This is a genomic window from Mesorhizobium sp. B2-4-14, assembly GCF_006442155.1.
Taxonomy (GTDB): domain Bacteria; phylum Pseudomonadota; class Alphaproteobacteria; order Rhizobiales; family Rhizobiaceae; genus Mesorhizobium.
Map to the genome: position 1 here is coordinate 76,658 of NZ_VFVA01000004.1, position 23,855 is coordinate 100,512.

The following is a 23,855-nucleotide window of genomic DNA, read 5'->3' on the forward strand; positions in this document are numbered from 1 at the left end:
ACATGGTCGAGCGCACCCCGTTCCTCAATTTCCTCACGCACCTGATCCTGTTCGTCGGGTTCATCTTTTGCATCGCGCCGTTCGCGGTCGTGGCGATCGCCGCGTCGCACAACCTCAAGGACGTCAACGATGTGCCGATGTCGCTGCTGCCGGGCAGCGACTTCTGGATCAACATGAAGACGGCCTGGACGACAGCCGATCTCGGTCCCAAGCTGTTTAACAGTTTCGTCATGGCTGCCGGCGTGGCGGCGGGCAAAGTGATCATCTCGGCGCTCACCGCCTTTTCGATCGTCTATTTCCGCTACCCCGGGCGCACGTTCATCTTCTGGCTGATCTTCGTCACACTGATGCTGCCGCTCGAAGTCCGCATCGTGCCGACCTACGCGGTCGTCGCCAATGTGCTGTCACCCTACCAGGCCATCCTCGACGTGACGGGCCTAAGCTGGCTGATCGAAAAAGTGTCGGGCGTGCAGGTCTCGCTCAGCCTCGGACTGCTCAATTCCTATACCGGTCTGATCATGCCATTGGTCGCCACGGCCACCGGCACGTTCCTCTACCGCCAGTTCTTCCTGACGGTGCCCGATGAACTGACCGAGGCCGCGCGCATGGACGGCGCCGGCGCCCTGCGCTTCTTCATTGATGTCCTGCTGCCGCTGTCGCGCAACAACATGGCCGCTTTGGGCACCATCATGTTCCTGTGGGCCTGGAACCAGTATCTTTGGCCGCTGCTTATCACCACCGATCAGTCGCATGCGACTGCGGTTACCGAGCTGAAGCAGCTCATTCCTAATGTCGGCGGCGCGCCGGAATGGCACATCGCCATGGCGGGCACGCTGATCGTCATGCTGCCGCCGCTGATCGTCGTGGTGCTGATGCAGCGCTGGTTCGTGCGTGGCCTTATCGCCACCGAGAAATAACGGGAGACAGAAGATGGCCTCCATCGCCATACGCGGCGTCACGAAGAACTACGCCAGGACGCAGGTCGTGCACGGGGTCGACCTCGATTTCGCCTCGGGCGAATTCGTCGTCATCCTGGGGCCGTCCGGTTGCGGCAAGTCCACGCTTCTGCGGATGATCGCCGGATTGGAGGAGATTTCCGGCGGCGAGATCGCCATCGACGGCACCGTGGTCAACAAGCTCGAGCCGCGTGAGCGCGGCTGCGCCATGGTGTTCCAGAACTACGCGCTCTATCCGCATATGAGCGTCGCCCAGAATATCGGCTATTCGCTGAAGGTCTCAGGCGTTCCTTCCGCGCAACGCAACCAGCGCATCCAGGCGGTTGCGCGCACGCTGGAACTCGAACATCTGCTCGACCGCAAACCTATGGCGCTTTCGGGTGGCCAGAGGCAGCGCGTCGCCATGGGCCGCGCCATGATCCGCGAACCGAAAGTGTTCCTGTTCGACGAACCGCTGTCCAATCTCGACGCCAAGTTGCGCGTCCAGATGCGGTCGGAAATCCGCAAGCTGCACCGCCGGCTCAACGCCACCTCCGTCTTCGTTACCCACGACCAGGTCGAGGCGATGACGCTTGCCGACCGGTTGGTGGTGATGAATGCCGGACGTGTCGAACAGGTCGGCACGCCGGGCGAAATCTACAGCCGGCCCGCCAGCCGCTTCGTCGCCACCTTCGTCGGTGCGCCGGCGATGAACATTCTGGAAGGCACGGTCGAACTCGATGGGCTGTCGCTGCTCGGCGGCAGCCGGCGTATCGTTGTTCCGCGCGCGGGTCTGCCGGTCGGCACGAAGGTCGCGATGGGCATCCGGCCGGAAGCCGTCCGGCTGGTGGCGCCAGACACCGCCGGCGCGCTCAAGGCCACCGTCGACCTGGTCGAGGAACTCGGCGCGGGGCGGGTCATCTACGTCGATTTCGACGGCGCACCGTTTTCGGTCATGACATCGGAGGCTGTCCACCCCAAGCCCGGCAGCGCCGTCGGCCTGAAGCTTGCGCCAGAGGACATGCATTTCTTCTCGTCGGAGACGGGAAGCCGCCTCGATGTCTTCAAGGCTTCCGTTCCCGAGCCGGCACTCTGATTTCCAAACCTTCGCGCGAGCGGTGACCGAACCTGCCGGGGCCCAAGCGCATCAGGCACTCGGCCGTTCAGGCCAGCACATGCGCCTTTCCCGACACGGTGAGCCGCACGATCTCTCCCACCGCGGGTGCATCCATGCCCGGCTTGCGCAGGATCAGCGGCGTGTTGCCGATGGCGGCGGCGTCCGGCGGGTCGGGATTGTTCATCAGGCGCACCGCGATGGTGCACATAGAGCCTGCGAATTCGGATTCCACCACCTCGCCAAAGAGCATCTCCGGGGTGCCCGACATGCCCTCGCGCGATGTCCTCTTCAATCCGATCTGCTCCGGCCGCAGCATGATGCGGGCGACATCGCGTCTATCTGATGTGTCGACGGCGATGCGGCCTAGCGGTGAGTTGGCGAAACCGCCTGCCACCTTTGCCGGCAGGATGATGGCGTCGCCGAGGAACTCGGCGATCATCCTGTCCTTCGGTTTGAAATAGAGCTCACGCGGCGTGCCGACCTGCGAAAACTTGCCTTCGCGCATCACCGCCACTTGGGCAGCGAAGGACAGCGCCTCGGCCTGGTCGTGCGTGACCAGGATGGTGGTGATGCCGGCCGCTTCCAGAAGCTCGGCCACCGCCTTGCGCATCGAAGCGCGCAGACCGGTGTCGAGCGCCGAGAACGGCTCGTCGAGCAGCATCAGCCGCGGCTTCATCGCCATGGCGCGGGCGAGCGCCACCCGCTGCTGCTGACCGCCGGAGAGTTCGTGCGGGCGGCGCTTGAGCACGGCCTTGTCCAGCCCGACGATATAGGCGAGTTCGACGATGCGCTCGGCGCGCTTATCCGCGCCGCGGTCCATACCGAAACCGATATTGTCCGATATGGTCAGATGCGGGAAGAGGGCGCCGTCCTGCGCCACCACGCCGATGCCGCGGCGATGCGCCGGGACGGCCGCACCACCATTGGCCAACACCTCGCCGTCGAGCACGATGCGGCCCTGGTCTGGCGCCTCGAAGCCGGCGATAAGCCGCAGCAGGGTGGTCTTGCCGCAGCCGGACGGGCCGACAATCGCCGTGCGGCTGCCGCTGGCGACATGGAGGTCGACGCCGTCGAGGGCCGCGACCGGGCCGTAGTGCTTTTTCAGGCCGCTGATTTCGAGAAAGCTCATCGTCCGGCCATCCGTTTTGACTGGACATAGAGCAGCCAGGTCAAAGGCAGCGACATCGCCACCATGATGAAGGCATAAGGCGCCGCCGAGGCATAGTCGATCTCGCCGCTGTAGGACCAGAATGCCATTGCCAGCGTGCGGGTGCCGTTTGGCGCCAACATCTGGGTCGCGGTCAGTTCGTTCATGATGCCGAGCGCCACCAGCGCCATGCCGGCCGCGGCGCCGGGCGCCGACAGGCGGATCGTCGTCGACCAGAGTGCGTTGAGCGGACGCCGGCCAAGGCTGGACGCGGCGCGTTCGAGCTCGACCGGTGCCTGGGCGATTGATGCGCGCAGGCTGACCAGGGCACGCGGCAGGAACATGAGGGCATAGGCCACCAGGATGGTGAACAGGGTCTGGTAGAGCGGCAGGGCGACGCGCACGGTGATGGTGACCAGCGCCAGCGCGATGACGATACCCGGTAGCGAGCCGACGATGTAGTTGCAACCCTCCAGCAGGCGCTGCAACGGTCCCGGCGCGCGGATCGAGATCCAGGCCATCGGCATGGCGGCGACCGTCGCAAGCAACGCGCCGGCAAGCGACAGGAATAGCGTCTGGCCAAGCGCCAGGCCAATTTCATCGAGACGCCAGACATCGGCGCCGCCGGCGACGAGCCAGCGGCCGATGGTGATGAAAGGTACGCCGAGCGCCAGCAGCGTGATGACCATAAGCAAGGCGAGGCTCGGAATGGTGGCGCGGCCGAGGCCCTTGCGTTGCTGGTAGCGCGCCGCGCCGGAGCCGACACGGGCATAACGCTCCTCGCCGCGCACCAGCACTTCGAGGCCCAGGAGCACAAAGCAGCAACACACCAGAACGCCGGCCAGCATGTTGGCGGCCGGTCCGTTGAAGGTCGACTGGAACTGGTCGACGATCGCCGTGGTGAAAGTATCGAAGCGGATGAAGACGTAGAGGCCGTATTCGGCCAGCAGGTGCAATCCGACCAGCAGCGAGCCGCCGCAGATGGCGAGCCTGAGCTGCGGCAACACGACACGCCAGAACACCCGCCAGGGTCCAAGGCCAAGCGCCGCGGCCGCGTCCTCCAGGGCGGGATCGAGGCGGCGCAGCGCCGCCGAGACCGGCAAATAGAGGAAGGGGAAATAGGCGATCACGGACACCAGCACGCCGGCCCACAGACCGTGCAGCCCGGGCACCATGGTGATCCAGGCATAGGAGTGGACGAAAGCGGGAATGGCGAGGGGCGCCACGCATAGCCAGGCCCAGAACCGGGCGCCGGGCAGGTCGCTGCGTTCGGTCAGCCAGGCCAGCGCCACCGACAGGATGATGGCGATCGGCACGGCCAGCAGCACCAGAAGGCCGGTGTTGACCAGCAGTTCGCCGACACGGGGCCGGAAAACCAATGCCGAGACCGTGTCCCAGCCGGTCTGCACCGCGACCCCCACGATGAAGGCAAGCGGCAGCAGCGACAGCAGCGAGACGAAGATGGCGGCGGTGACGAGCCACGGCGCCGCCCGCCGCCGAGCCTTTCGGCCCATGCGCGCAGGCAGGCCCGGGTGTTCGAGATCGATCGCGGACTGCATCAGGTCAGGCACCGCGCCGTTGCCGCCCGGTGGCAGCAATCGAAGGACCGCAATCGCGGTCGGGAATACAGCGTGTCGTCATCGACGAATGCCATCTCGAAAAACAAAAGCACTCCCGCCGAAAATGAATTCCGGCGGGAGCATGGTCGGTTGTCCTTTTAGGACGAACGATAACTAAAGCAAGCCGGCTGCCGTCATCAGGTCGGTGACCTTCTTCGAGTTCAAGGTTGTCGGATCGACCTTGGGCGCCTGCAGATCGGCCAGCGGCACCAGCTTCGGATTGGATTCGGCACCTTTGCCGACCGCGTATTCGAAGGAGTCACCGTTCTTGAGAACGTCCTGGCCGCCCTTGCCGGTGACCCACTTCAGGAAGGCCTGTGCTTCCTTCGGATGCTTGCTCGAGGCGAGCACGCCACCACCGGAAATCGAGACGAACGCGCCCGGATCCTGGTTCTTGAAATAGTGCAGCTGGACATTCTTGCTGTTTTCACCGGTCTTGGCCTGATCGCCAAAGTAGTAGTAGTGATAGATCACGCCGCCTTCGATCTCGCCGGCGTTGACCGCCTTCATTACCGTGCTGTTGCCCTTGTAGGCCGTGAAGTTCGTCTTCATCGCCTTCAGCCAATCGGCCGTAGCGGCCTCACCCTTGAGCTGCAGAAGCGCGCTGACGATCGCCTGGAAATCGGCGCCCGACGGCGAGGCGGCCCAACGGCCCTTCCAGCTAGGATCGGCGAGATCAAGCATCGACTTCGGCAGCTGGTCGGCGGTCAGCTTGGTCTTGTTGTAGGCAAAAACGGTGCTGCGCGCCGCAACGCCAACCCACTTGCCGCTTGCCGGATGGAAGTCCTGCGGAACCTGGGCCAGCGTGTCGGCATCGACCGGGGCGAACAGGCCTGCGTTCTCGACCAGCGCCATGGCCGGCGAATTCTCCGTCAGGAAGACGTCGGCGGGCGAAGCAGCACCCTCGGCGACGATCTGGTTGGAGAAGTCGCTGTCGCCGCCATTGCGCAAGGTGACGTTGATGCCGGTTTCCCTGGTGAACCCTTCGGCCCATTCCTTGGCGAGGCTTTCATGCTGGGCGTTGTACACGACGATGCCGGCATCTTCGGCCATCGCCGGACCGCCGATCAGGCCGATTGCAAGTGCCGTGGCGCCGGCAAGGGCTAGAAGGGGAGATTTCATAAGGTGCTCCTCGGGTTTCCCGCATTGCGGATGCGCCCGAGTATCAAATCATGAATGCACTAGTCAAGATTGAAAGGCGTCCGGCTGATCGGTTTCGCATGTCAAGACGTCAGTAACGGGTATCACCCGATACAGGGGGGCGATGGCGGGCCTCTGGACTACACGCTTCAACGGGCCGTGGCGATCGGGGAGTTTGACAAATCGGCATGGCATTCCGGTGGGCCATCCCGCACACTTTCGTGTCTTGCCCGTAGTTTGGCTTGGACATTATTTCGCCGGCCACGTAACAAATCAACGCCGAGGCGCGAAAACCGGGGAGTGAACTCTTGTGAGCGGCAAGGACGAGGCCGAGCTTTCCCGGCTGTTGCGAGCCGCCATCGCGGGAGATGAAAAGGCCTATGCCGACTTTCTCCACCGAATTGCCGCGCTGGTGCGCGGCTTTGTCAGGCGCAAGATCGTGCAGGGCGGGGTCGATCCCGAGGATGTCGTGCAGGAAACCTTGCTGGCCATTCATGTTAAACGGCACACCTGGCGCCAGGACGCGCCGGTGCTGCCCTGGGTCTACGCGATCGCCCGCTTCAAGCTGATCGATGCATTCCGGCGCCGCGGACGGCGCATCGAGATCGATGTCGACGAAATCGCCGAGACATTCGCCGAACCGGAGACCGAGACCGTCAGCGAGCGCGATATCAATCGGGCGCTGGACGGGCTGCCGCCAGCCCAACGGTCCGTGGTGTCTTCCATCTCGGTGGATGGCCGCTCGATCGGCGAGACGGCGGCGAAGTTCGGCATCAGCGAGACGGCGGTGCGCGTGTCGCTGCATCGTGGGCTCGCCGCGATAGCCAAGCGATTCGGTCAGGGGCGATCCGGGCGGGAATGACATGAGGACGGACGATCTCATCAAGGCGCTCGATGCCGATGCCCGCAGCAAGGCGATGCCATTGCGCTCGGCCTGGTGGCTGGCCGCCGGCGCGGCCGTCGTGATCGCCGCGATCGTTTTCCTGTCGACGATCGGTCCGCGCCCCGATTTCATGGCGGCCGCGCATACTATGCGCTTCCTGTCCAAGTTTGTTTTCACCACCGTGCTTGCCATCAGCGCTTTCGCCTCGATCCGCGCCCTGTCGACGCCGGGTGCGGCGACGGGCCGGGCAATGGCGGGGATGATCGCCGCGCCGCTGCTGGTCGCGGTGGCGGTGGTTCTGGAACTGTTCGCAGTGCCCGAGGCCGATTGGAGTACCAGGATGATCGGCTCCAACATGATGATCTGCATGAGCTTCATCCCGCTGATCGGCATTGGCCCGCTGGCCATCTTCCTGGGAATGCTGCGCTATGGCGCGCCGACACGGCCGGTGCTTGCCGGCGCGGTGGCGGGGCTGCTTGCCGGCGGGCTGGCGGCGACCTTCTATGCCGCACACTGTTTCGACGACTCGCCGCTCTTTGTCGCCACCTGGTACACGATCGCGATCTCGGCTCTCGCTTTGCTTGGTGCGCTTGGCGGGCGTTTTTTCGTGCGCTGGTAGCATACTCCAAGCAACCGCAAGCCGTGCACACTGATCCTTAATCATGCCGGCAATTGTTTGCCGGTTCCCGATCTTGCCAATACCCCGGCGCAACCATTCCTTAAAATCGATCCTTCAGGGTTTTGACGGGAAAAAGCGATTGCCCACGGGGGTGGCACGGGTCGTGATATTGCGGGGATTGATCGGGCTGAGGCTCCACAAGCGTGCAGCGCTGGCGTTGCTTGTGGCCGCTCTTGCCGTGGTGGGGGCGCCGTTCGTGGTGTCGAGGCTGAACCTTGGCGCGGAAGCACTGAGAGTTTGCCTTCAAATATCGGTCGCGTTGACAGTATGCGCACTGTTCTTCGCTTACCTGTTTATCGTTCGCATCTCCGACGACCGGCGCCAGATCGCGGAGAGCGAACAGCGCTTCCGCCGGGCCATGGAGGACTCGGCGATCGGCATCGCCATCGTGGCGCTTGACGGGCGTATCCTTCAGACCAATCCAGCCTTTGCCGCCATGCTTGGCTACAGCCGCCAGGAGATCGAGGCGCTGACCTTTTTCCAGATCACGCATCCCGACGATCTGCATATCGGGCGGGAAACGATGGACTCCATGAGGGCGGGCAACGTTGACGCCTTCCACTTCGAAAAGCGTTATCTGCGCAAGGACGGCACACCCGTCTGGGCGCGTCTTGCCGGCTCCGTCATCCGCGATGAGAGAAGCGGACATCCGCTCTATCTCGTCTCGCAGATCGAGGACATCGACGCGCGCAAGCAGGCCGAGGCGCGCATTGCCGAAGCCGAAACGCGCTGGAATTTCGCGCTCGCCGGCGCGGGTCAGGGTGTCTGGGACTTCGATAAGCGCAAGGGCGGCACGACCTATTCCTCGACCTGGGTCAAGATGCTCGGTTTCGAGGAAGGCGAACTCGACGGCGATCCGGACCGCTGGCTGACGATGATCCATCCCGACGACCGCCAGGCCGTCGCCGAAGCGGACCGCGCGCATCTTGATGGCCAGACGCCGTTCTTCGAAGCCGAGTTCAGGATGCGCCACAAGGACGGTCACTGGATCTGGATCCTCGACCGCGGCAAAGCCATCGAGCGCGACGAGGACGGGCGGCCGATCCGGGCGATTGGCAGCCTGACCGATATCACCCGGCGCAAGGAGGCCGAAGAGCGCCTGACGGTGTCGGCGGCAATGCTGGCCGACGAGAAGGAGCGGCTCAGGGTGACGCTGCAGTCGATCGGCGATGCCGTCATCTGCACCGATGCGGCGAACCGTGTGACCTTCATGAACCCGGTTGCCGAGAAGCTGACCGGTATTTCCGGCGAGGCCGCTCTCGGCAAGACGCTCGGCCATGTCTATCGGGCGGTTGACGAGGAGACGGGCCACAGGATTGGTGCGACGCGGCCCGCGATCGGCGCGGAGGCGCCCTCCGACCAGAACAGCCGGGCCGTGCTGATCCGCCGCGACGACACACGCTGCAGCATCCGTCAGGTCGTGTCGCCGATCATGAACGAGCGCAATGAATTCTGCGGCCTGGTCATTGTCTTCCAGGACTTCACCGATGCGCGTGCGTTGCAGCGGCAGCTTGCCCATGCCGCCGCGCATGACGCGCTGACCGGCCTTGCCAATCGATCGAGCTTCATCCGCACCATGGAGGGGCTGGTCGAGCAGGCGCGCAAGGAGGACGGCACGATGGCTGGGGGCATCCACCAGTTCATGTTCATCGACCTCGACCATTTCAAGCTGGTCAACGACACTGGCGGCCACGCCGCTGGAGACGCACTGCTGAAGCGGGTCGCCGAGGCCATGCGCGGCGTGCTTGGCCCTGAAGACATCGTCGCACGCCTGGGCGGCGACGAATTCGCCGTCATCCTGAAATCGGGCTCGATCGCGGGCGCCAGGATCGCGGCGCGCTCCATAATCGATGCGATAGCCGGCCTGAACTTCACCTGGGATGGTCGGCCGCATGCGATCGGCGCCAGTATCGGGCTGGCGGCGATCCGCGCCAATTGCGGCGAGGTCGATGAGATCATCGCGAGGGCCGACGCCGCTTGCTATGCGGCCAAGGCGGCCGGCCGCGGATGCCTTTCCGTGGCGCCGGATGGCAACCTCATGAACGACAGGTCGGAACCGCCCAAGCCGCTCGCCGTGGCATCGTAGGCCGCGGACGCGTCGAAGCGGTTCATCGTTTCACCGAAACGCCGAACCCTTCCATTTCTCGACTTTGACTAGCGCGTCGGAACGGGGTGCTCGCCGCGATAGTCGTAGAAGCCGCGCCCGGTCTTGCGGCCGAGCCAGCCGGCCTCGACATATTTGACCAGCAGCGGGCAAGGCCGGTATTTCGAATCCGACAGGCCGTCATGGAGCACCTGCATGATCGACAGGCAGGTGTCGAGGCCGATGAAATCGGCGAGCTGCAGCGGCCCCATCGGATGGTTGGCGCCGAGCCGCATGGCGGTGTCGATGGCATCGACCGTGCCGACGCCTTCATAGAGCGTGTAGATCGCCTCGTTGATCATCGGCAGCAGGATGCGGTTGACGATGAAGGCCGGGAAATCCTCCGAGACGGTGATCGTCTTGTCGAGCTGCTTCACATAGGTCTTGGCGGCCTCGAAGGTCTGGTCCTCGGTGGCGATACCGCGCACCAGCTCGACCAGTTTCATCACCGGCACCGGGTTCATGAAATGTATGCCGATGAAACGCTCCGGCCGGTCGGTCTGCGCGGCAAGCCGCGTGATTGAGATCGACGAGGTGTTGGTCGCCAGGATGGCCTCGGGATTGAGCTGTGGACAGAGCTGCGCGTAGATCTTGCGCTTGACGGTCTCGTCCTCGGTCGCCGCCTCGATCACCAGATCGGCGCCGGCAAGATCGGCCATGGCCGGTGCCGACGCAATGCGCGCCATCGCCTGGTTGCGCAGCTTTTCGTCGAGTTTGCCAGACCCCACCTGACGAGCCATGTTGCCGCTGATGGTGGCGATGCCCTTCTCGATACGGTCAGGCGATATATCGTAGATCAGCACCTTGTAGCCCGAAAGCGCGGAGACGTGGGCGATGCCGCCGCCCATCTGGCCCGCGCCAATGATGCCGATCGTCTCGATCTTGCTCATGACCCCGATCCCGTCCGGAGCTTTCCGCTTGAATCGCGAAAATGCTCCATCTTTTGTTTTTCCGCAATTCCGGACGCAAAACCGCTGCGGGTTTGCTGGAATTGCACTAAGCCCTTCTGGCCCGCTTTTTGTGCAGTGCAAACTAAAAGGGCGGGGCGACTTAGTCTACCCCGCCCCTGACAATTTAATACGCTTTGGCAGAGAGCGTCAAAGCGCCTTCTGCAACTCCGGCAGGACAACGAAGAGATCGCCGACGAGGCCATAATCGGCAACCTGGAAGATCGGTGCCTCCTCGTCCTTGTTGATGGCGACGATGACCTTGGAGTCCTTCATGCCGGCGAGGTGCTGGATGGCGCCGGAAATGCCGACAGCGATGTAGAGATCGGGAGCCACGACCTTGCCGGTCTGGCCGACCTGCCAGTCGTTCGGGGCGTAGCCGGCATCGACGGCCGCGCGGGATGCGCCGACGGCAGCGCCGAGCTTGTCGGCGACCGGCAGGATGACCTCCTGGAACTTCTCCGAGGAGCCGAGCGCACGGCCGCCCGAGATGATGATCTTGGCCGAGGTCAGTTCCGGACGGTCGGTCTCCGACAGCTTGTTCTCGACGAAGGTGGACAGGCCGGGATTGGCCGCGGCCTTGACGGTCTCGATCGCGGCCGAGCCACCCTCGGGAGCCGCCTGGAAGGACGCGGTCCGCACGGTGATGACCTTCTTGGCGTCGGTCGACTGCACGGTCTGGATGGCGTTGCCGGCATAGATCGGCCGCTTGAAGGTATCAGGCGAAACGACCTCAATGATCTCGGACACCTGCGCGACATCGAGCAGCGCCGCGACACGCGGGGCGACATTCTTGCCGGTGGAAGTCGCAGGCGCGATGATGGTGTCGTAGCCGCCCGCGAGCGACACAATGAGAGCGGCCGTCGGTTCGGCGAGGCGCTCGGCGAGTTCGTCGGCCTCGGCGAGCAGCACCTTGCTGACCCCCTTGAGCTTGGCGGCTGCATCCGCCGCGCCATTGGCGCCCTTGCCGGCCACCAGCACATGCACGTCCGAGCCGATCTGCAATGCAGCCGAGAGCGCCTTGGCGGTCTGGTCCGAAAGGGTGGCGTTGTCGTGTTCGGCGATGAGGAGAATTGCCATTTTATCTGTTCCTTTCCCGATCGCTTACAACACGCCGGCTTCGTTCTTCAGCTTGTCGACCAGTTCGGCGACGCTCTTGACCTTGACGCCCGCCTTACGGCCGCCCGGCTCCTCGGTCTTGATGACCTTGAGGCGCGGCTTGACGTCGGCGCCGTAGTCGGCCGGGCTCTTCTCGTCGAGCGGCTTCTTCTTGGCCTTCATGATGTTGGGCAGCGAGGCATAGCGCGGCTGATTGAGGCGAAGGTCGGCGGTGACGATCGCCGGCATCTTCAGCTCCACGGTCTGCAGGCCGCCATCGACCTCGCGGGTCACCTTGGCCTTGTCACCTTCAAGCACCACTTTGGAGGCGAAGGTGCCCTGCGCCCAACCGAGCAGAGCCGCCAGCATCTGGCCGGTCTGGTTGGAGTCGTCGTCAATCGCCTGCTTGCCGAGGATGACGAGGCCGGGCTTCTCGGCCTCGACCACGCCCTTCAGCACCTTGGCGACGCCGAGCGGCTCTGTCTGCTCGTCGGTTTTGACCAGGATGGCGCGGTCGGCGCCCATGGCAAGCGCGGTCCGGAGCGTTTCCTGCGCCTGCTGCGGGCCGATCGAAACGACGATGATTTCTTCGGCCTTGCCGGCTTCCTTCAGGCGGATCGCTTCTTCCACCGCGATCTCGTCGAACGGGTTCATCGCCATCTTGACGTTGGCGAGTTCCACCGCCGAACCATCAGCCTTGACGCGAACCTTCACATTCGCATCGACAACCCGCTTCACGGGCACAAGGATCTTCATTTGCCTGTCACCTCTTCACGCTAGTTGGGCGCGCTATAGCAGCCTGCGCCCTTTCTGAGTTGTCGAAAGCCGACATTCCGGATGGAAATTCTGGTCTCCGACCGCCTTGGGCTCTGACGGAGACGTTTCCGTAGTTGGGGCAACCCCTGACGTCAATACGCTGAAAGGGCCTCAAATCGGTTCAGTTTGGGCCAGAAAGGTTTCCTCGGCCCCAGCGCGCCGTGGTGGCCGGCGGTTCGGCCGCCACTGGCTCAGCGGGAACCGACGGCTGGTCGGGTAGGGGAGCCACAGTATCATCGTCGGCGGCGTGAAACAGCGGCACGCCGCGGCTGCGCAAGACCAGCACCAGAATCGCCCCGGCGATGATGCCGCCGATGTGGCAGGCCCAGGAAATCTGGTCCTCGCCGCCGGCGGCGAACATGACGATCTGAAACAGCACCCACAGGATGAGCGGGATAAAGGCCGGAATGCGCAGGGGGATGCGGGCAAAGGCAAGCACCCAGACCTTCACCCTGGGATAGAGGATCAGGTAGGCGACGACAACGCCGGCGATGGCGCCCGAGGCACCAATCAGCGGCACCTGCGAGTCCCAGGCGACGAGGCTTTGGAAGGCTGCTCCGGCAACTGCGCACAGGAGATAGAAGATGAGGTAGCGGATGTGGCCGAGCGCATCCTCGACATTGTCGCCGAACACCCACAAAAACAGCATGTTACCACCGAGGTGGAAGATGTCGGCATGCAGGAAGGAATAGGTGAGATAGCTCAGGCTTTCCGGAATGACCACAAAGCGGGGATCGAGCTCAGCCGTGTCGTGAACCACGGCGGGAATGAAGCCGAGGCCGAGCACGGCGGCATTGGTGAAGTTCTCGCCGCCGAGCGCGGTGGCGCAATAGACCAGCGCATTGGCCACGATCAGGCCGATCGTGACATATTGCAGGCGGATGTGGCGGAGCCTGTTGGTGTCGTAAAGCGGGATGAACATCGGTCCCCGGTCCCCTCCCGCCTTTCGGATATTTAGCGGTTCTTGCCGGGAATCCATAGCACGTCGGCATTTCCATTGTCATTGACCGCCCTGGCGGCGACAAACAGGAAATCCGAGACGCGGTTGACGTATTTCAGCCCGTCGCGGTTGACATGTTCCCCCGGATCCTGGGCGAGCGCGACCATCAGCCGCTCGGCCCGCCGTGCCACGGTGCGGGCGAGATGCAGGGCGGCGGCCGCAGGCGTGCCGCCGTTCAGCACGAAGGATTTGAGTGGCTGGAGATCCTTGTTGAGAAAGTCGATGTCCTTCTCGACGCGATCGGTCTGCGCGGGGGTGATCCGCAACGCCTCATAGCCGAGCGGCTTGCCATCGTCGGGCACCGCGAGATCCGCGCCGAGGTCGAAGAGATCGTTCTGGATGCGCGAGAGCATGGCGTCGATCGCCGGATGGGTCTGGGCGGTGTGGACGCGCGCCATGCCGATGCAGGCATTGGCTTCGTCGACCGTGCCGTAGGCGTCCACCCGCAGATCGGATTTCAGCCGCCTTTCACCGGTGCCGAGCCCCGTGGTGCCGTCGTCGCCGGTGCGGGTGTAGATCTTGTTGAGCTTGACCACGTCGCCTCCCGAAAGGCCGTCACTTGCGGGTGAAATAGACGGCCAGCAGAATCAGCGCCAGCGCCACGGCCTGCAGCATGACGCGTGCCTGCATCAACTTGTTCGAAGTGACGCCGGAACCGCCGCGCATCATGTTGATAAGCCCCCGGATCAGAACGATCACCACGGCGGCCATGACCAGAATGGCGAGGATGTTGAAGACGGATGCCATTGTTGCGTTTCCAGTTCTCTTGTTGTTCAGGCGCGTTTGGCCATCAGGCGGTAGAGTATCGATGCCGGCAGGATGCGTTTGAGCGCAGCGCCGATCCTGGCCGGCACCGTTACCACATAGTGCGGGCGCGGGCTCCGTGACAGAAGTGCATGACGCAGAGCCTTGTGAACCATCTCCGGCCCGGGCTTCAGCGCCGATTGGCTGCCGCCGGCGCGCAGCCGCTTCAGCTGCGCCTCATAGTCCAGCCGATGCACGGAATTCTCGTAGTCGATATTCCTCAGGAACCAGGGCAGGCCATTGCTGGCGATCTTCGATTTCACCGGCCCCGGCTCGATCAGCGAGACATGGACACCGCTGCCTGTCAGTTCCTGACGCTGGCAAAGCATCAGTGCCTCAAGCGCATGTTTCGATGCCGAATAGGCGCCACGAAAGCGCACCGGCACCAGGCCGAGAATCGATGAGCAATGAATGAGGCGGCCGTGGCCCTGGCGGCGCATCACCGGCACGATGCGGCGGGTCAAGTCGTGCCAGCCGAAGAAATTGGCCTCGAACTGCGCCTTGAGCGCCGCGACGGTCAAGTCCTCGACCGCGCCGGCCTGAGCATAGGCGCCGTTGTTGAACAGCGCGTCGAGCCGGCCGCCGGTGCGGCCGAGCACCGCTGGCACCAGGGCGGCGATCGAGTCCGGCTCGCTGTAGTCGAGATAGAAGGCCTCGATGCCGTCAGCCTCGAGTGCGGCAATGTCTTCAGGTCTGCGCGCCGTGGCAAATACCCGCCAGCCCTCGGCCTTCAATGCCCGGGCGCAATAGGCGCCTATGCCTGAAGACGCACCGGTGACGATGACGGTGCGCAACTGCGCCGCTGCAGAATTCGTGGTTTGAAGAAGGGTTGCCATTTGCCGCATTCACTTCCCATATTCGCGGCGTCGAGACAATCGAAGGGAGCGCGCGTTCTTGCTGCGGAATATTGTCGCCCTGCGCCGCGTGCTCTACGACGCGATCGGCCATTTCACCACCGATGATGGCTGGGCGATGGCCAGCCATCTGGCGATCACCTCGCTGATGGCGCTGTTTCCGTTCCTGATCTTCGCCACGACGCTGGCCAGTTTCCTCGGCGCACAGGCCTTCGCCGACACGGCCGTGCATCTGGTCTTCGACACCTGGCCGGATCAGATCGCCAAGCCGATCGCGCGTGAGGTGCTGAACGTGCTGACCGTCAGGCGCAGCGATTTGTTGACCTATGGCGTGCTGCTTGCCGCCTACTTTGCGTCCAACGGCATCGAGGCGCTGCGCACGTCGCTCAACCGGGCCTACCGCGTCACGGAAACGCGCGGCATCATCCATCGCCGGGTGCAGAGCATCTTCTTCGTGCTGATCGCCACCGCCGGTTTTCTTGCGATCAGCGTGCTGCTGGTGTTCGCGCCCTTGCTGGCGCGGCTGGCGGAAGCCCATTTCGAATGGATAAAGCCTTATACGGGGACGATCACGCTATGGCGCTACGTCATTGCCTCGACCGTCATCATCGGTGGGCTGTTTGCCGTGCATTACTGGCTGCCGGCCGGCAAGCGCCGCTTCGTGTCGCTGGTGCCGGGCATCATCTTCACGCTGGCCGCGTGGCTTATCGGCTCGACGATGTTCGCCACCTATCTCGATCATTTCTCATCCTATGTGACGACCTATGCCGGCCTGGCCTCGATCATGATCGCAGTGGTTTTCCTCTACATCGTCTCGGCGATCTTCATTCTTGGCGGCGAGCTCAATGCCGCCATCAGCCGCTATCTCGAGGCACGGGCAAGGGTCGGCTGAACCAAGCATGATCTGTTCCGAAAACCGGTTCCCACCTTTCGGGATCATGCCTTGGTCGGCTCAACCTGTGTCTTGGTCTGCCGAGCCGTTGCCAGGGCAACGCCGAAGGTGGTGATCGCCATGCCGGCAATCTGCAGCGCGTTGAGCTGCTCGTTGAACAGGGCCCACGCGATGACGGCGGTCACCGCGGGCACCAGATAGAACAGCGAGGCCACTTTCGACATCTCGCCGTCGCGGATCATCACCATCAACAGGAAGATGGCGCCGACCGACAGCACCAGCACCAGCCAGGCCATGGCGAAGATCAACTCGCCATTGATGACGACGGTGTGCGTTTCGAAGGCAAGCGCGGCCAGGATCATCAGCGCCGCGCCGCCGACATATTGCCACATCGTCGCCGCCACGAGGTTGCCGCCGGAAGCAAAACGCTTCTGCCAGATGGTGCCGGCGGCCATGCCGAGCACGGAGATGAGCGAGGCGGTCAGTGTCGCGGCCGTGACCCCGCCGCCGAGGGCGCCCAGTTTCGGCCACAGCACGATGACGACGCCGATCAGACCGACGGCGAGGCCGGCCCAATGGCGCGGCAGGATGGCCTCGCCCAGGAATTTGCCGGCGAGCACCGCCGTGATCAGCGGCTGCAGTCCGACAATCAGCGCCGAAAGCCCCGCAGGCATACCCCTGTGGATGGCCCAGAACACGGCGCCGAGATAGACGCCATGCATGAGGATGCCGGCGCCGGCCGCATGCAGCGCCTCTTCGCGGGTGGCTCTTTTCGAACCCAGAATGACCGTCAGGACAGCAAAAAGGACCGCCGCCAGGACGAAGCGCACGGCGAGAAAGGTGAAGGGTTCCGCCCAAGGCATGGCGTAGCGGGCGCCGATGAAGCCGGTCGCCCACAAGACGACGAAGGTGGCGGGGATGAACCGCTTGATGCTGTGCATGTTCCGGGGATCGCCACGCTGATGAGACTTGAACCGTGGCGATGCTCTAGTCCGGTTCAGGCCGGCGCGCAAAACGAAACGATTGATCCATGCATCACCGGAATTCAACGGCTGGTGCGAGCGATATGCGGCTTTCCAGTACTTCGCAGGCTCAGAGACCAACCATCCGCCTGATATCGTCCGGCGATGCTCCGGCATCGCGCAACGCGGCAAGGCCGGTATCGCCGCGACTCTTCGACAGCTTCCGCCCGTCCGGCCCGAGGATAAGCCGATGATGGAAATAGGCCGGCTGCGGCAAGCCAAGCAATTCCTGGAGCAGGCGCTGCACTCCTGTCGCGGAGAACAGGTCCTGTCCGCGCACGATATGGCTGACGCCTTGCAGGGCGTCGTCCATGACGACGGCAAGGTGGTAGCTGGTCGGGATGTCGCGGCGCGCCACGATCACGTCGCCCCACTCTTGCGGGCGGGCCTCGACCGAGCGCGTCGCCGATAGCGTCTCGTCGCTGAATTCCGCCCATGCGAGGTCCTTGCCGACACGCGCCAAGGCGCCGCCGATATCCAGCCGCCAGGCGAAAGGTTGGTTATCGGCGATGCGCCGCTTGCGCTCTGTCATCGGCAGCGCCTTGTCGGTCGGAGGGTAGAGCGGCACGCCGTCGGGATCGCGCGGCCAGTCGCGCCCGCGCTTTTCGCAGCCGATGATAAAGGCGCGGATCTCGCCACGGCTCATGAAGGCGGGATAGACAAGCTCCTCGCGGATCAGCCGGTCGAGCACCGCCTCGTACTCGGCGAAATGTTCGGACTGGCGGCGCACCGGCTCCTCCCAGCCAAGGCCCAGCCACTTCAGATCGGCGAGCACGCCAGCCTCGAATCGCGGCGTGCAGCGCGTCGTATCGATGTCCTCGATGCGCAGCAGCAGGCGTCCGCCGGAGGCATTTGCCAGCCTCTGGTTGAGCAGCGCCGAATAGGCGTGGCCAAGATGCAGGTCGCCATTGGGGCTGGGCGCGAAGCGGAATGTCAGGAGCGTCATGTCTCAGGCGGCAATCGGGTTGTGCGGCGGTTTTGGCAATTGCTACTTTGCGGCACATTCGCGGACAAGGATACCATGCAACGCATCACGACACTGGACGACATTGCGCGCGGGCTGGATGCGCTCTGCATCATCGACCCGCGCCTGGAAAAGGTGCGCGGCATGGCCGGCGAGGTACCGCTCAGGCTTTCCGAGCCGGGGTTCAGGAGCCTGGCCTCGATCATCGTCTCGCAGCAGGTCTCCCGCGCAAGCGCCGATGCGATTTTCGGCCGGCTGACAAGGCTTGTCGATCCGCTGACGCCGCAGGCGATCCTGGCCGCCGACGAGGACATGTTTCGCGAGGCCGGCCTGTCGCGGCCCAAGCAGCGCGGCCTGATCGCGGTCGCCCAGGCGGTGGCCGATGGTCTCGACCTCCATCACCTGTGTTCGCTCGACGCAACCGAGGCGATCACCACGATGACCGCTGTGGCTGGCATCGGACCCTGGACAGCCGAAGTGTACCTTTTGTTTGCCGCGGGGCACCCCGACATCTTCCCGGCGCGCGACGTCGCCCTGCAGGCTGCTGTCGGCCATGCGCTCGGCATCGACCCGCGTCCGCCGGAGAAAACGCTGATCGCGTTGGCCGAATCATGGATCCCGTGGCGAGGTGTCGCATCGCGGCTTTTCTGGTCCTATTATCGCGAAACCAAGGGACGCGACGCCACGCCGCCTGCCTGAATCCGCAAAAAGGCATGAAAATCACGCATTTTTGGCACTTCGGGCAAACGACAATCCGCTTCACATCCCTGTCATGTCGGGCTTACAGTATCCGCGCCGAACGGTGGGTCTTTTGAAGCTGCACGTGACCCTTTCCGAAAGTCGAATTCGATTTTCGGGGTCATGTGCGAACCTAGGAGGTCAACAAGGTGACGGTTGCCGTATCTCCGGATGGGCTTCCAGCGCTGGTGCTGAATGCGGATTACCGTCCGCTCAGCTATTACCCCTTGTCGCTCTGGTCCTGGCAAGACGCCATCAAGGCGGTGTTCCTCGATCGGGTGAATATCGTCGCCGAATACGAGCATGCGGTTTCCTCGCCGACCTTCTCGATGAAGCTGCCGAGCGTGGTCAGCCTGAAGGCCTATGTGAAGCCCTCCAGGCATCCGGCCTTCACCCGTTTCAACGTGTTCCTGCGCGACCGCTTTCAGTGCCAGTATTGCGGCACGCCCGAGGATCTGACCTTCGACCACGTCATCCCGCGCCATCGTGGCGGTGCCACGACATGGGAGAATGTCGTCGCCGCCTGCTCGCCTTGCAATTTGAGGAAGGGCGGCATGATGCCGTCGCAAGCCAAGATGTGGCCGCTGCAGAAGCCCTATCAGCCGACGGTGCACGATCTGCACAATAACGGCCGCCTGTTCCCGCCGAACCATCTGCACGAAAGCTGGATGGATTATCTCTACTGGGATGTCGAACTCGAACCATAGAGTTCGACACAAACCCGCTATGCCGGCCGTCTGGCGCGGCTCTCTGCGCTTCCGGTGCTCACGTACTCAAGTACGCTCCGCTCCGGTTCTCGAAAGCCGAGCCATCCGACTCAGCCTGCCGAATTTTTGCTCGAACTCTGCGTCGAGCAGCTCAATTAAGTGCTCAATCGCGGGCAAGCGCGCCGCGGAAGGCGACGGCGGCGAGGATAAGGCTGGCAATGGCGTTCCAGCCGGCGAGCGACAGGCCGAGGATGCGCAGCGCGGCCTTGTCGCAGGAAGGCGGCACGAATTTGTCGAGCGCGTCGAGCACGCCCTTGCCGCCAGTGTCGACCGGACCGGCGCCCGCCGTGCAATCGGCCGGACCTTGCCACCAGGCCCATTCGACGCCGGAGTGGTAGACGCCGAGATAGAAGCCGTAGAGCATCAGCAGGCCGGCAATGCCCAGCAGGCCGCGCGTCAGCCATGCGGGCGCACGCAGCAGCGATGCAATCACTGCCAGCACCATCAAAGGCGCGCCGATATAGTAGGGGGTGCGCTGTTCCAGGCAGAGGTGGCAAGGGATGTAGCCGCCAATATACTGGAAGCAGAGCGCCGAACCGACCGTGGCGGCCATGGCGACGGCGAGAAACAGGGCGGTCCGCATGCGCTGGCGTCCGGTATCGGCATTCATCGTCGCTGTCATGGGTCTTTCGTCCATTGTGTTCGCCGCCGGCCAGGTCGGCTCGCCGCTCTTCCAAAAGCATTGCGCCGTTAGAGAGAGGGTTCAGAGGGCGTACTTGATCACGATATAAAGCAAAATCAGGGCGACCGCGGCGGCGCTGGCGATGAGGCCGAGACGCTTTTCGATGAATTCGCGGATCGGTTCGCCATAGCGGCGCAAAAGCCAGGCCAGCAGCAGGAAGCGGCCGCCGCGGGCCACGATGGCCAGCACGATGAACAGGGCCAGGTTGACGCCAAGAGCGCCGGACAGGATCGTCACCACCTTGATCGGCGGCAGATGGGCGGCACCCGAGGTGACCAGCATCAGGGCGATGAACTCAATGCTTACGCCCGACGACGCCCGCAACTGCTCGAATTCGTCGTATTTGCCATAAAATTCAAGGATGGGGCGCGCCAAGGCGTCATAGGCGTAGTGGCCGATGAACCAACCGGCAATGCCGCCCAGCACCGAGGCGACGGTGGCGACGAAGGCATAGCGATAGGCGCGATCCGGCCGCGACAGGGCCATCGGCAGATAGAGCACGTCCGCCGGCACCAGGAACACCGAGCTCTCGACGAAAGCGATGAAGGCCAGCCACCATTCGGCGGATTTGCGCGCCGCCAGTGACAGCGTCCAGTCGTACAGTCCGCGAAGCATCGGCTCTCCTATGGAACGGCTCGTCTGTCTAGAAAGGTTTTTCGCGCCGCACAATGGCCGCGGTCTTACAAATTGGAAAGGTGCCGTCTGGTCGCGGCTGTGAGCTGGTCTGCAAATTGGACAGTTGACGAACAGCCCTCCAACCGTATAGTCCGCGCCCATCCAGGCCGCCCGGCCTGAGCCCCTATGGCGGAATTGGTAGACGCGCTCGACTCAAAATCGAGTTCCGCAAGGAGTGCTGGTTCGATCCCGGCTAGGGGCACCAAATTCCCTCGCACGCCTTCGGCGAATTCGATTGGCTCAGCGCCGCCTCAGCAGGCTCTTCATCCGGTTGCGCAGCAGACGCGCCATGTTGCGAGTCTCGCGGTAGAGGTGCAGCTGCGAGGCGGCCTGGCGGGCGAGGCGGTCGGCGTCCGGCGTCAGCCCGATCACCAGTGTGCCGATCGGCTTGCGCTCGCTCCACAGCCTGCTCATCACCGGATGGTCGGGCACGGCGCAGGAATCGGTCATCATGATGTTGGGGTCGTCGAGATGCTGCCTGGTCACCTCGATCATCAGCAGCGTGCCGGGCGAATAGGTGGCAAGCGTCTCGTCATAGGCCGTCTTCCAGGTATAGGCGACGCCGGCCTCGACGAAGACGATCAGGCAGGCGATGGTGCGGCCGTCGAGCGTCAGCGAATGAATGCGGCACATGTCCTGTTCGGCGAGCCTGTGCACGGCCTCGCGGGCGAACGCGGCGCGGTAGCGGTCGATCGCCATGGCGGTGCGCTCGCGGCCCTTCCAGCCGGCCGCCTCCAGCGTCAGGAAGCTTTCGATTGCGTGGCGGATCTCTTCGGGACCGCGCGCCACGATGTGCTCCAGCCTGCCGAGGTCGGCAAGGCGTCGCTTCAGGCGGCGGAGCTCGCGATAATGGTGCGCGCGCAGTGAGGTCTTCAGATAGGCGTCGCCGTCGGCTTCGCTCTCCAGCACGGGGCGTGGGGTCTCACCGGTAGTGATCAGCGTCAGGCCGCGCGTCTCGGCCACCGTGCCAAGCAGGCTCGCCACCGGACCGTCCAGCCTGATGTCGGGCAGGACGAAGACTTTCGGCAGCTTGAGATGCGGGCGCGACAGCATCGAGAAGAAATCCTCGAGGACGCCGACCGGATCGTCGCGGTCGATCAGCGGCGTGCCGAGCGGGCCGAACAGGCTCGACCAGGTGCGCATGGCCGGCACGCCGAGCGGCACCACCGGCCGTTCCACCGAGAACGGCACCAGAAGGCGCAGCCGGTTGCGGTATTCGTCGCCGTCGCGGATCACCGCCAGGCGCACCTCGCGGTCCTCCAGCCGGGGCATGGCCGGCGCCAGGAAACGCGGGTTGAAGAAGACGTTCGGCTCGATCGTACGGGTACAGAGGTAATCCAGTTCCTCCACCAGGTCGAAGCCGGCCGACGCCGGATAGATGGCAAGCTTGCGCTCGGGCCGGTTGTTGGCAAGGATCTCGATATGGGCTGGGTCGGGGTCGCGCGCCAGCCCGGCAAGGCCCGACACCATGGCGCCGGCGGGGCCGCCGCTGGTTTCCTCGAGCAACGGGATGGCGGCCATCAGGTGGCTCCTTCGGCTGGCACGAAGATCGCCATGACGATGCCGAGCTTGCGCCAGACCGTGAAGGACAGCGCGCTGGCCTCGAAGATCATGGCAAAGGCGGTGGCCATGGCCGCGCCCCACAGGCCGAAAAGCGGGATCAGCACCACGTTGAGGCCGATGTTCAAGGCCAGCGTCATGGCATAGACGGCGGCGCAGATATTCTGGTTGCCGCTCATGGTGAGCAGGCTTTCACAAGGGCCGACGGCCGCCCGCGCCACGACGCCGAAGACAAGTAGGAACAGCAGCGGATAGCCTGTCGTGAATTCGGGGCCGAACAGCACCAGCATGGGTTCGCCGAGCGCCAGCACCAAGAGCGCCATCAGCAGCGAAGGCCAGAAGGTCCACGACACCGTCTCGCGGGCGAAAGCGGCGAGCTTTTCCGGCTCGCCATGGGTGAACTGCGCATAGCGCTGGGCAACACCCGCCTTGACGGCGAAATAGACGAAATGCACCAGCGCCAGCGTCTTCACGGTGGCGAAATAGACGGCAACGTCGTTGGGATCCATATAGGCGCCGACCATCAGCACGTCGGCGTTGGTGAGCAGGAAGAAGAACCCTTCGACCAGGAAGATCGGCAGCGAGACGATGAACCATTGCGCGAAATGCACCTTCATCGGCCCGGCCGGGATCTGCCTTTCCATGCGCTGGGTGACGCCGATCAACTGAGCGAGCGTGGTGACGTAGGTGGCGGCGATCGAGGCGAAGATCGCGGTTCTGGCATCAGGGGCGTAGCCGGCGAAGAGCATCAGCGCCATGAACAGCAGGATCAGCACCGGCCGCACCAGGTAGGTCGGCGACAGGGCAAACAGCGCCCAGCTGTTCGCCCTTGCCTGGCCTTGCAGCAGATCCGAGAGCGCGATCATCGGCAGGCAGATGACGCCAAGGATGAACGGTATCACGTAGTAGTTCTCGATCCAGGGCGCGGCCAGCCAGACGCCGAGCGCGCCGAGCCCGGCGATCATCGTCGAGGCAATCAGCACGAAGAGGCGACTGGCCACGACGATGCCGCGCAGTTCGTCCATCCGGCCGCGCTCGCGGTACTCGGGGATGAAGCGGATGACCGAGGTGTGGAAGCCGAGGCAGGCGAGATTGCCGACGATGACCATCGTCACCCAGACAAGCACGAAGATGCCGTACTCGAACGAGCCCATCCAGCGGGCCATCAGCACCTGGCTGACGAAAGCGATGACGGCGCTGACGATACGGATCGAGAAGGCGATGACCGACATGCGGCCCGCCTCGCCGCGCTCGTCGGCGGTGAACAGCACGGCGTCGATGCGGTCGAGCAGCGGCCCCACGCGCAGCGCCAAACGCTGCGGCAAGAACCGCCCGGCAGTCGTGGTCGCGGAAAAGCGCACCCCGATTACTCT

At 64.0% G+C, this 23,855-nt stretch carries 24 protein-coding genes and 1 tRNA gene; 9 read left to right on the top strand and 16 right to left on the bottom strand.

The window, feature by feature from the left end; genetic code table 11:
• Positions 1 to 2 precede the first annotated feature (2 nt).
• Both FJ938_RS05125 and FJ938_RS05130 read left to right on the top strand, forming a co-directional pair.
• Positions 3 to 917, top strand: coding sequence for an ABC transporter permease subunit (locus tag FJ938_RS05125; protein ID WP_140691749.1), 915 nt, complete (start codon positions 3 to 5; stop codon positions 915 to 917).
• 13 nt (positions 918 to 930) lie between these two features.
• A complete protein-coding gene (locus tag FJ938_RS05130; protein ID WP_140691751.1) occupies positions 931 to 2,031 on the top strand; it encodes a sn-glycerol-3-phosphate import ATP-binding protein UgpC in 1,101 nt (366 codons plus the stop codon).
• Between the two features lie 67 nt (positions 2,032 to 2,098).
• Here the strand turns inward: FJ938_RS05130 and FJ938_RS05135 are convergent, their stop codons facing one another.
• From FJ938_RS05135 to FJ938_RS05145, 3 genes are all read right to left on the bottom strand, one after another.
• Positions 2,099 to 3,181, bottom strand: a complete 1,083-nt coding sequence (locus FJ938_RS05135) for an ABC transporter ATP-binding protein (protein WP_140610523.1) — start codon at positions 3,179 to 3,181, stop codon at positions 2,099 to 2,101.
• A complete protein-coding gene (locus FJ938_RS05140) occupies positions 3,178 to 4,758 on the bottom strand; it encodes an iron ABC transporter permease (protein ID WP_181169008.1) in 1,581 nt (526 codons plus the stop codon). The genes FJ938_RS05135 and FJ938_RS05140 overlap by 4 nt, the downstream gene beginning before the upstream one ends.
• Before the next feature lie 174 nt (positions 4,759 to 4,932).
• Positions 4,933 to 5,940, bottom strand: coding sequence for an iron ABC transporter substrate-binding protein (locus FJ938_RS05145; protein ID WP_140691756.1), 1,008 nt, complete (start codon positions 5,938 to 5,940; stop codon positions 4,933 to 4,935).
• 328 nt (positions 5,941 to 6,268) lie between these two features.
• On the opposite strand from FJ938_RS05145, the gene FJ938_RS05150 reads away from it, so the two are divergent.
• From FJ938_RS05150 to FJ938_RS05160, 3 genes are all read left to right on the top strand, one after another.
• Positions 6,269 to 6,820 (top strand): sigma-70 family RNA polymerase sigma factor, encoded by a 552-nt coding sequence (locus FJ938_RS05150; RefSeq protein ID WP_140610526.1) that lies wholly within the window; start codon positions 6,269 to 6,271, stop codon positions 6,818 to 6,820.
• Between the two features lies 1 nt (position 6,821).
• The gene (locus FJ938_RS05155) at positions 6,822 to 7,460 is read left to right on the top strand and encodes an NrsF family protein (protein WP_140691758.1); all 639 of its coding nucleotides are present in this window, start codon (positions 6,822 to 6,824) and stop codon (positions 7,458 to 7,460) included.
• 139 nt (positions 7,461 to 7,599) lie between these two features.
• Positions 7,600 to 9,606, top strand: coding sequence for a PAS domain S-box protein (locus tag FJ938_RS05160; protein WP_226890415.1), 2,007 nt, complete (start codon positions 7,600 to 7,602; stop codon positions 9,604 to 9,606).
• A gap of 68 nt (positions 9,607 to 9,674) precedes the next feature.
• Here FJ938_RS05160 and FJ938_RS05165 read toward each other — a convergent pair whose 3' ends face one another.
• The 7 genes from FJ938_RS05165 to FJ938_RS05195 form a co-directional block, all read right to left on the bottom strand.
• Positions 9,675 to 10,553, bottom strand: a complete 879-nt coding sequence (locus tag FJ938_RS05165) for a 3-hydroxybutyryl-CoA dehydrogenase (protein WP_140610529.1) — start codon at positions 10,551 to 10,553, stop codon at positions 9,675 to 9,677.
• A gap of 207 nt (positions 10,554 to 10,760) precedes the next feature.
• Complete coding sequence (locus FJ938_RS05170; protein WP_140691763.1) at positions 10,761 to 11,690, bottom strand: electron transfer flavoprotein subunit alpha/FixB family protein; 930 nt, start codon at positions 11,688 to 11,690, stop codon at positions 10,761 to 10,763.
• 24 nt (positions 11,691 to 11,714) lie between these two features.
• Positions 11,715 to 12,464: an electron transfer flavoprotein subunit beta/FixA family protein gene (locus FJ938_RS05175; RefSeq protein WP_140691765.1), complete on the bottom strand. Its 750-nt coding sequence runs from the start codon at positions 12,462 to 12,464 to the stop codon at positions 11,715 to 11,717.
• A gap of 181 nt (positions 12,465 to 12,645) precedes the next feature.
• Positions 12,646 to 13,446, bottom strand: coding sequence for a rhomboid family intramembrane serine protease (locus tag FJ938_RS05180; RefSeq protein WP_140691767.1), 801 nt, complete (start codon positions 13,444 to 13,446; stop codon positions 12,646 to 12,648).
• Positions 13,447 to 13,478: 32 nt separating this feature from the next.
• Positions 13,479 to 14,060 (bottom strand): cob(I)yrinic acid a,c-diamide adenosyltransferase, encoded by a 582-nt coding sequence (locus tag FJ938_RS05185; RefSeq protein ID WP_140691769.1) that lies wholly within the window; start codon positions 14,058 to 14,060, stop codon positions 13,479 to 13,481.
• Positions 14,061 to 14,079: 19 nt separating this feature from the next.
• Positions 14,080 to 14,271: a twin transmembrane helix small protein gene (locus FJ938_RS05190; RefSeq protein ID WP_140610534.1), complete on the bottom strand. Its 192-nt coding sequence runs from the start codon at positions 14,269 to 14,271 to the stop codon at positions 14,080 to 14,082.
• Between the two features lie 26 nt (positions 14,272 to 14,297).
• On the bottom strand, positions 14,298 to 15,164 hold the full coding sequence (locus tag FJ938_RS05195) for an SDR family oxidoreductase (protein ID WP_140691771.1): 867 nt from the start codon (positions 15,162 to 15,164) through the stop codon (positions 14,298 to 14,300).
• 58 nt (positions 15,165 to 15,222) lie between these two features.
• On the opposite strand from FJ938_RS05195, the gene FJ938_RS05200 reads away from it, so the two are divergent.
• Positions 15,223 to 16,074 carry a YihY/virulence factor BrkB family protein gene (locus FJ938_RS05200; protein ID WP_140691773.1) on the top strand — a complete coding sequence of 284 codons (852 nt, stop codon included), beginning with the start codon at positions 15,223 to 15,225 and terminating at the stop codon, positions 16,072 to 16,074.
• Between the two features lie 44 nt (positions 16,075 to 16,118).
• Here FJ938_RS05200 and FJ938_RS05205 read toward each other — a convergent pair whose 3' ends face one another.
• A complete protein-coding gene (locus FJ938_RS05205) occupies positions 16,119 to 17,015 on the bottom strand; it encodes an EamA family transporter (protein ID WP_140691775.1) in 897 nt (298 codons plus the stop codon).
• Positions 17,016 to 17,166: 151 nt separating this feature from the next.
• Entirely contained in the window at positions 17,167 to 18,042 is an 876-nt protein-coding gene (gluQRS, locus tag FJ938_RS05210) for a tRNA glutamyl-Q(34) synthetase GluQRS (protein WP_140691778.1), read from the bottom strand.
• Positions 18,043 to 18,117: 75 nt separating this feature from the next.
• On the opposite strand from gluQRS, the gene FJ938_RS05215 reads away from it, so the two are divergent.
• Both FJ938_RS05215 and FJ938_RS05220 read left to right on the top strand, forming a co-directional pair.
• A complete protein-coding gene (locus FJ938_RS05215; RefSeq protein ID WP_140691780.1) occupies positions 18,118 to 18,759 on the top strand; it encodes a DNA-3-methyladenine glycosylase in 642 nt (213 codons plus the stop codon).
• A 188-nt stretch (positions 18,760 to 18,947) separates the two neighbouring features.
• Positions 18,948 to 19,505, top strand: a complete 558-nt coding sequence (locus FJ938_RS05220) for an HNH endonuclease (RefSeq protein WP_140691782.1) — start codon at positions 18,948 to 18,950, stop codon at positions 19,503 to 19,505.
• 163 nt (positions 19,506 to 19,668) lie between these two features.
• On the opposite strand, the gene FJ938_RS05225 is transcribed toward FJ938_RS05220, so the two are convergent.
• Together FJ938_RS05225 and FJ938_RS05230 are read right to left on the bottom strand one after the other, a co-directional pair.
• A complete protein-coding gene (locus tag FJ938_RS05225; protein WP_140692070.1) occupies positions 19,669 to 20,187 on the bottom strand; it encodes a disulfide bond formation protein B in 519 nt (172 codons plus the stop codon).
• An 81-nt stretch (positions 20,188 to 20,268) separates the two neighbouring features.
• The gene (locus FJ938_RS05230; RefSeq protein WP_140691784.1) at positions 20,269 to 20,862 is read right to left on the bottom strand and encodes a YqaA family protein; all 594 of its coding nucleotides are present in this window, start codon (positions 20,860 to 20,862) and stop codon (positions 20,269 to 20,271) included.
• A gap of 180 nt (positions 20,863 to 21,042) precedes the next feature.
• On the opposite strand from FJ938_RS05230, the gene FJ938_RS05235 reads away from it, so the two are divergent.
• Positions 21,043 to 21,127, top strand: a tRNA-Leu gene (locus tag FJ938_RS05235).
• A gap of 35 nt (positions 21,128 to 21,162) precedes the next feature.
• Here the strand turns inward: FJ938_RS05235 and FJ938_RS05240 are convergent.
• Both FJ938_RS05240 and FJ938_RS05245 read right to left on the bottom strand, forming a co-directional pair.
• Positions 21,163 to 22,443 carry a GNAT family N-acetyltransferase gene (locus tag FJ938_RS05240; protein ID WP_140610543.1) on the bottom strand — a complete coding sequence of 427 codons (1,281 nt, stop codon included), beginning with the start codon at positions 22,441 to 22,443 and terminating at the stop codon, positions 21,163 to 21,165.
• Positions 22,443 to 23,843, bottom strand: a complete 1,401-nt coding sequence (locus FJ938_RS05245) for a lipopolysaccharide biosynthesis protein (RefSeq protein WP_140691786.1) — start codon at positions 23,841 to 23,843, stop codon at positions 22,443 to 22,445. The genes FJ938_RS05240 and FJ938_RS05245 overlap by 1 nt, the downstream gene beginning before the upstream one ends.
• Between the last annotated feature and the right edge of the window lie 12 nt (positions 23,844 to 23,855).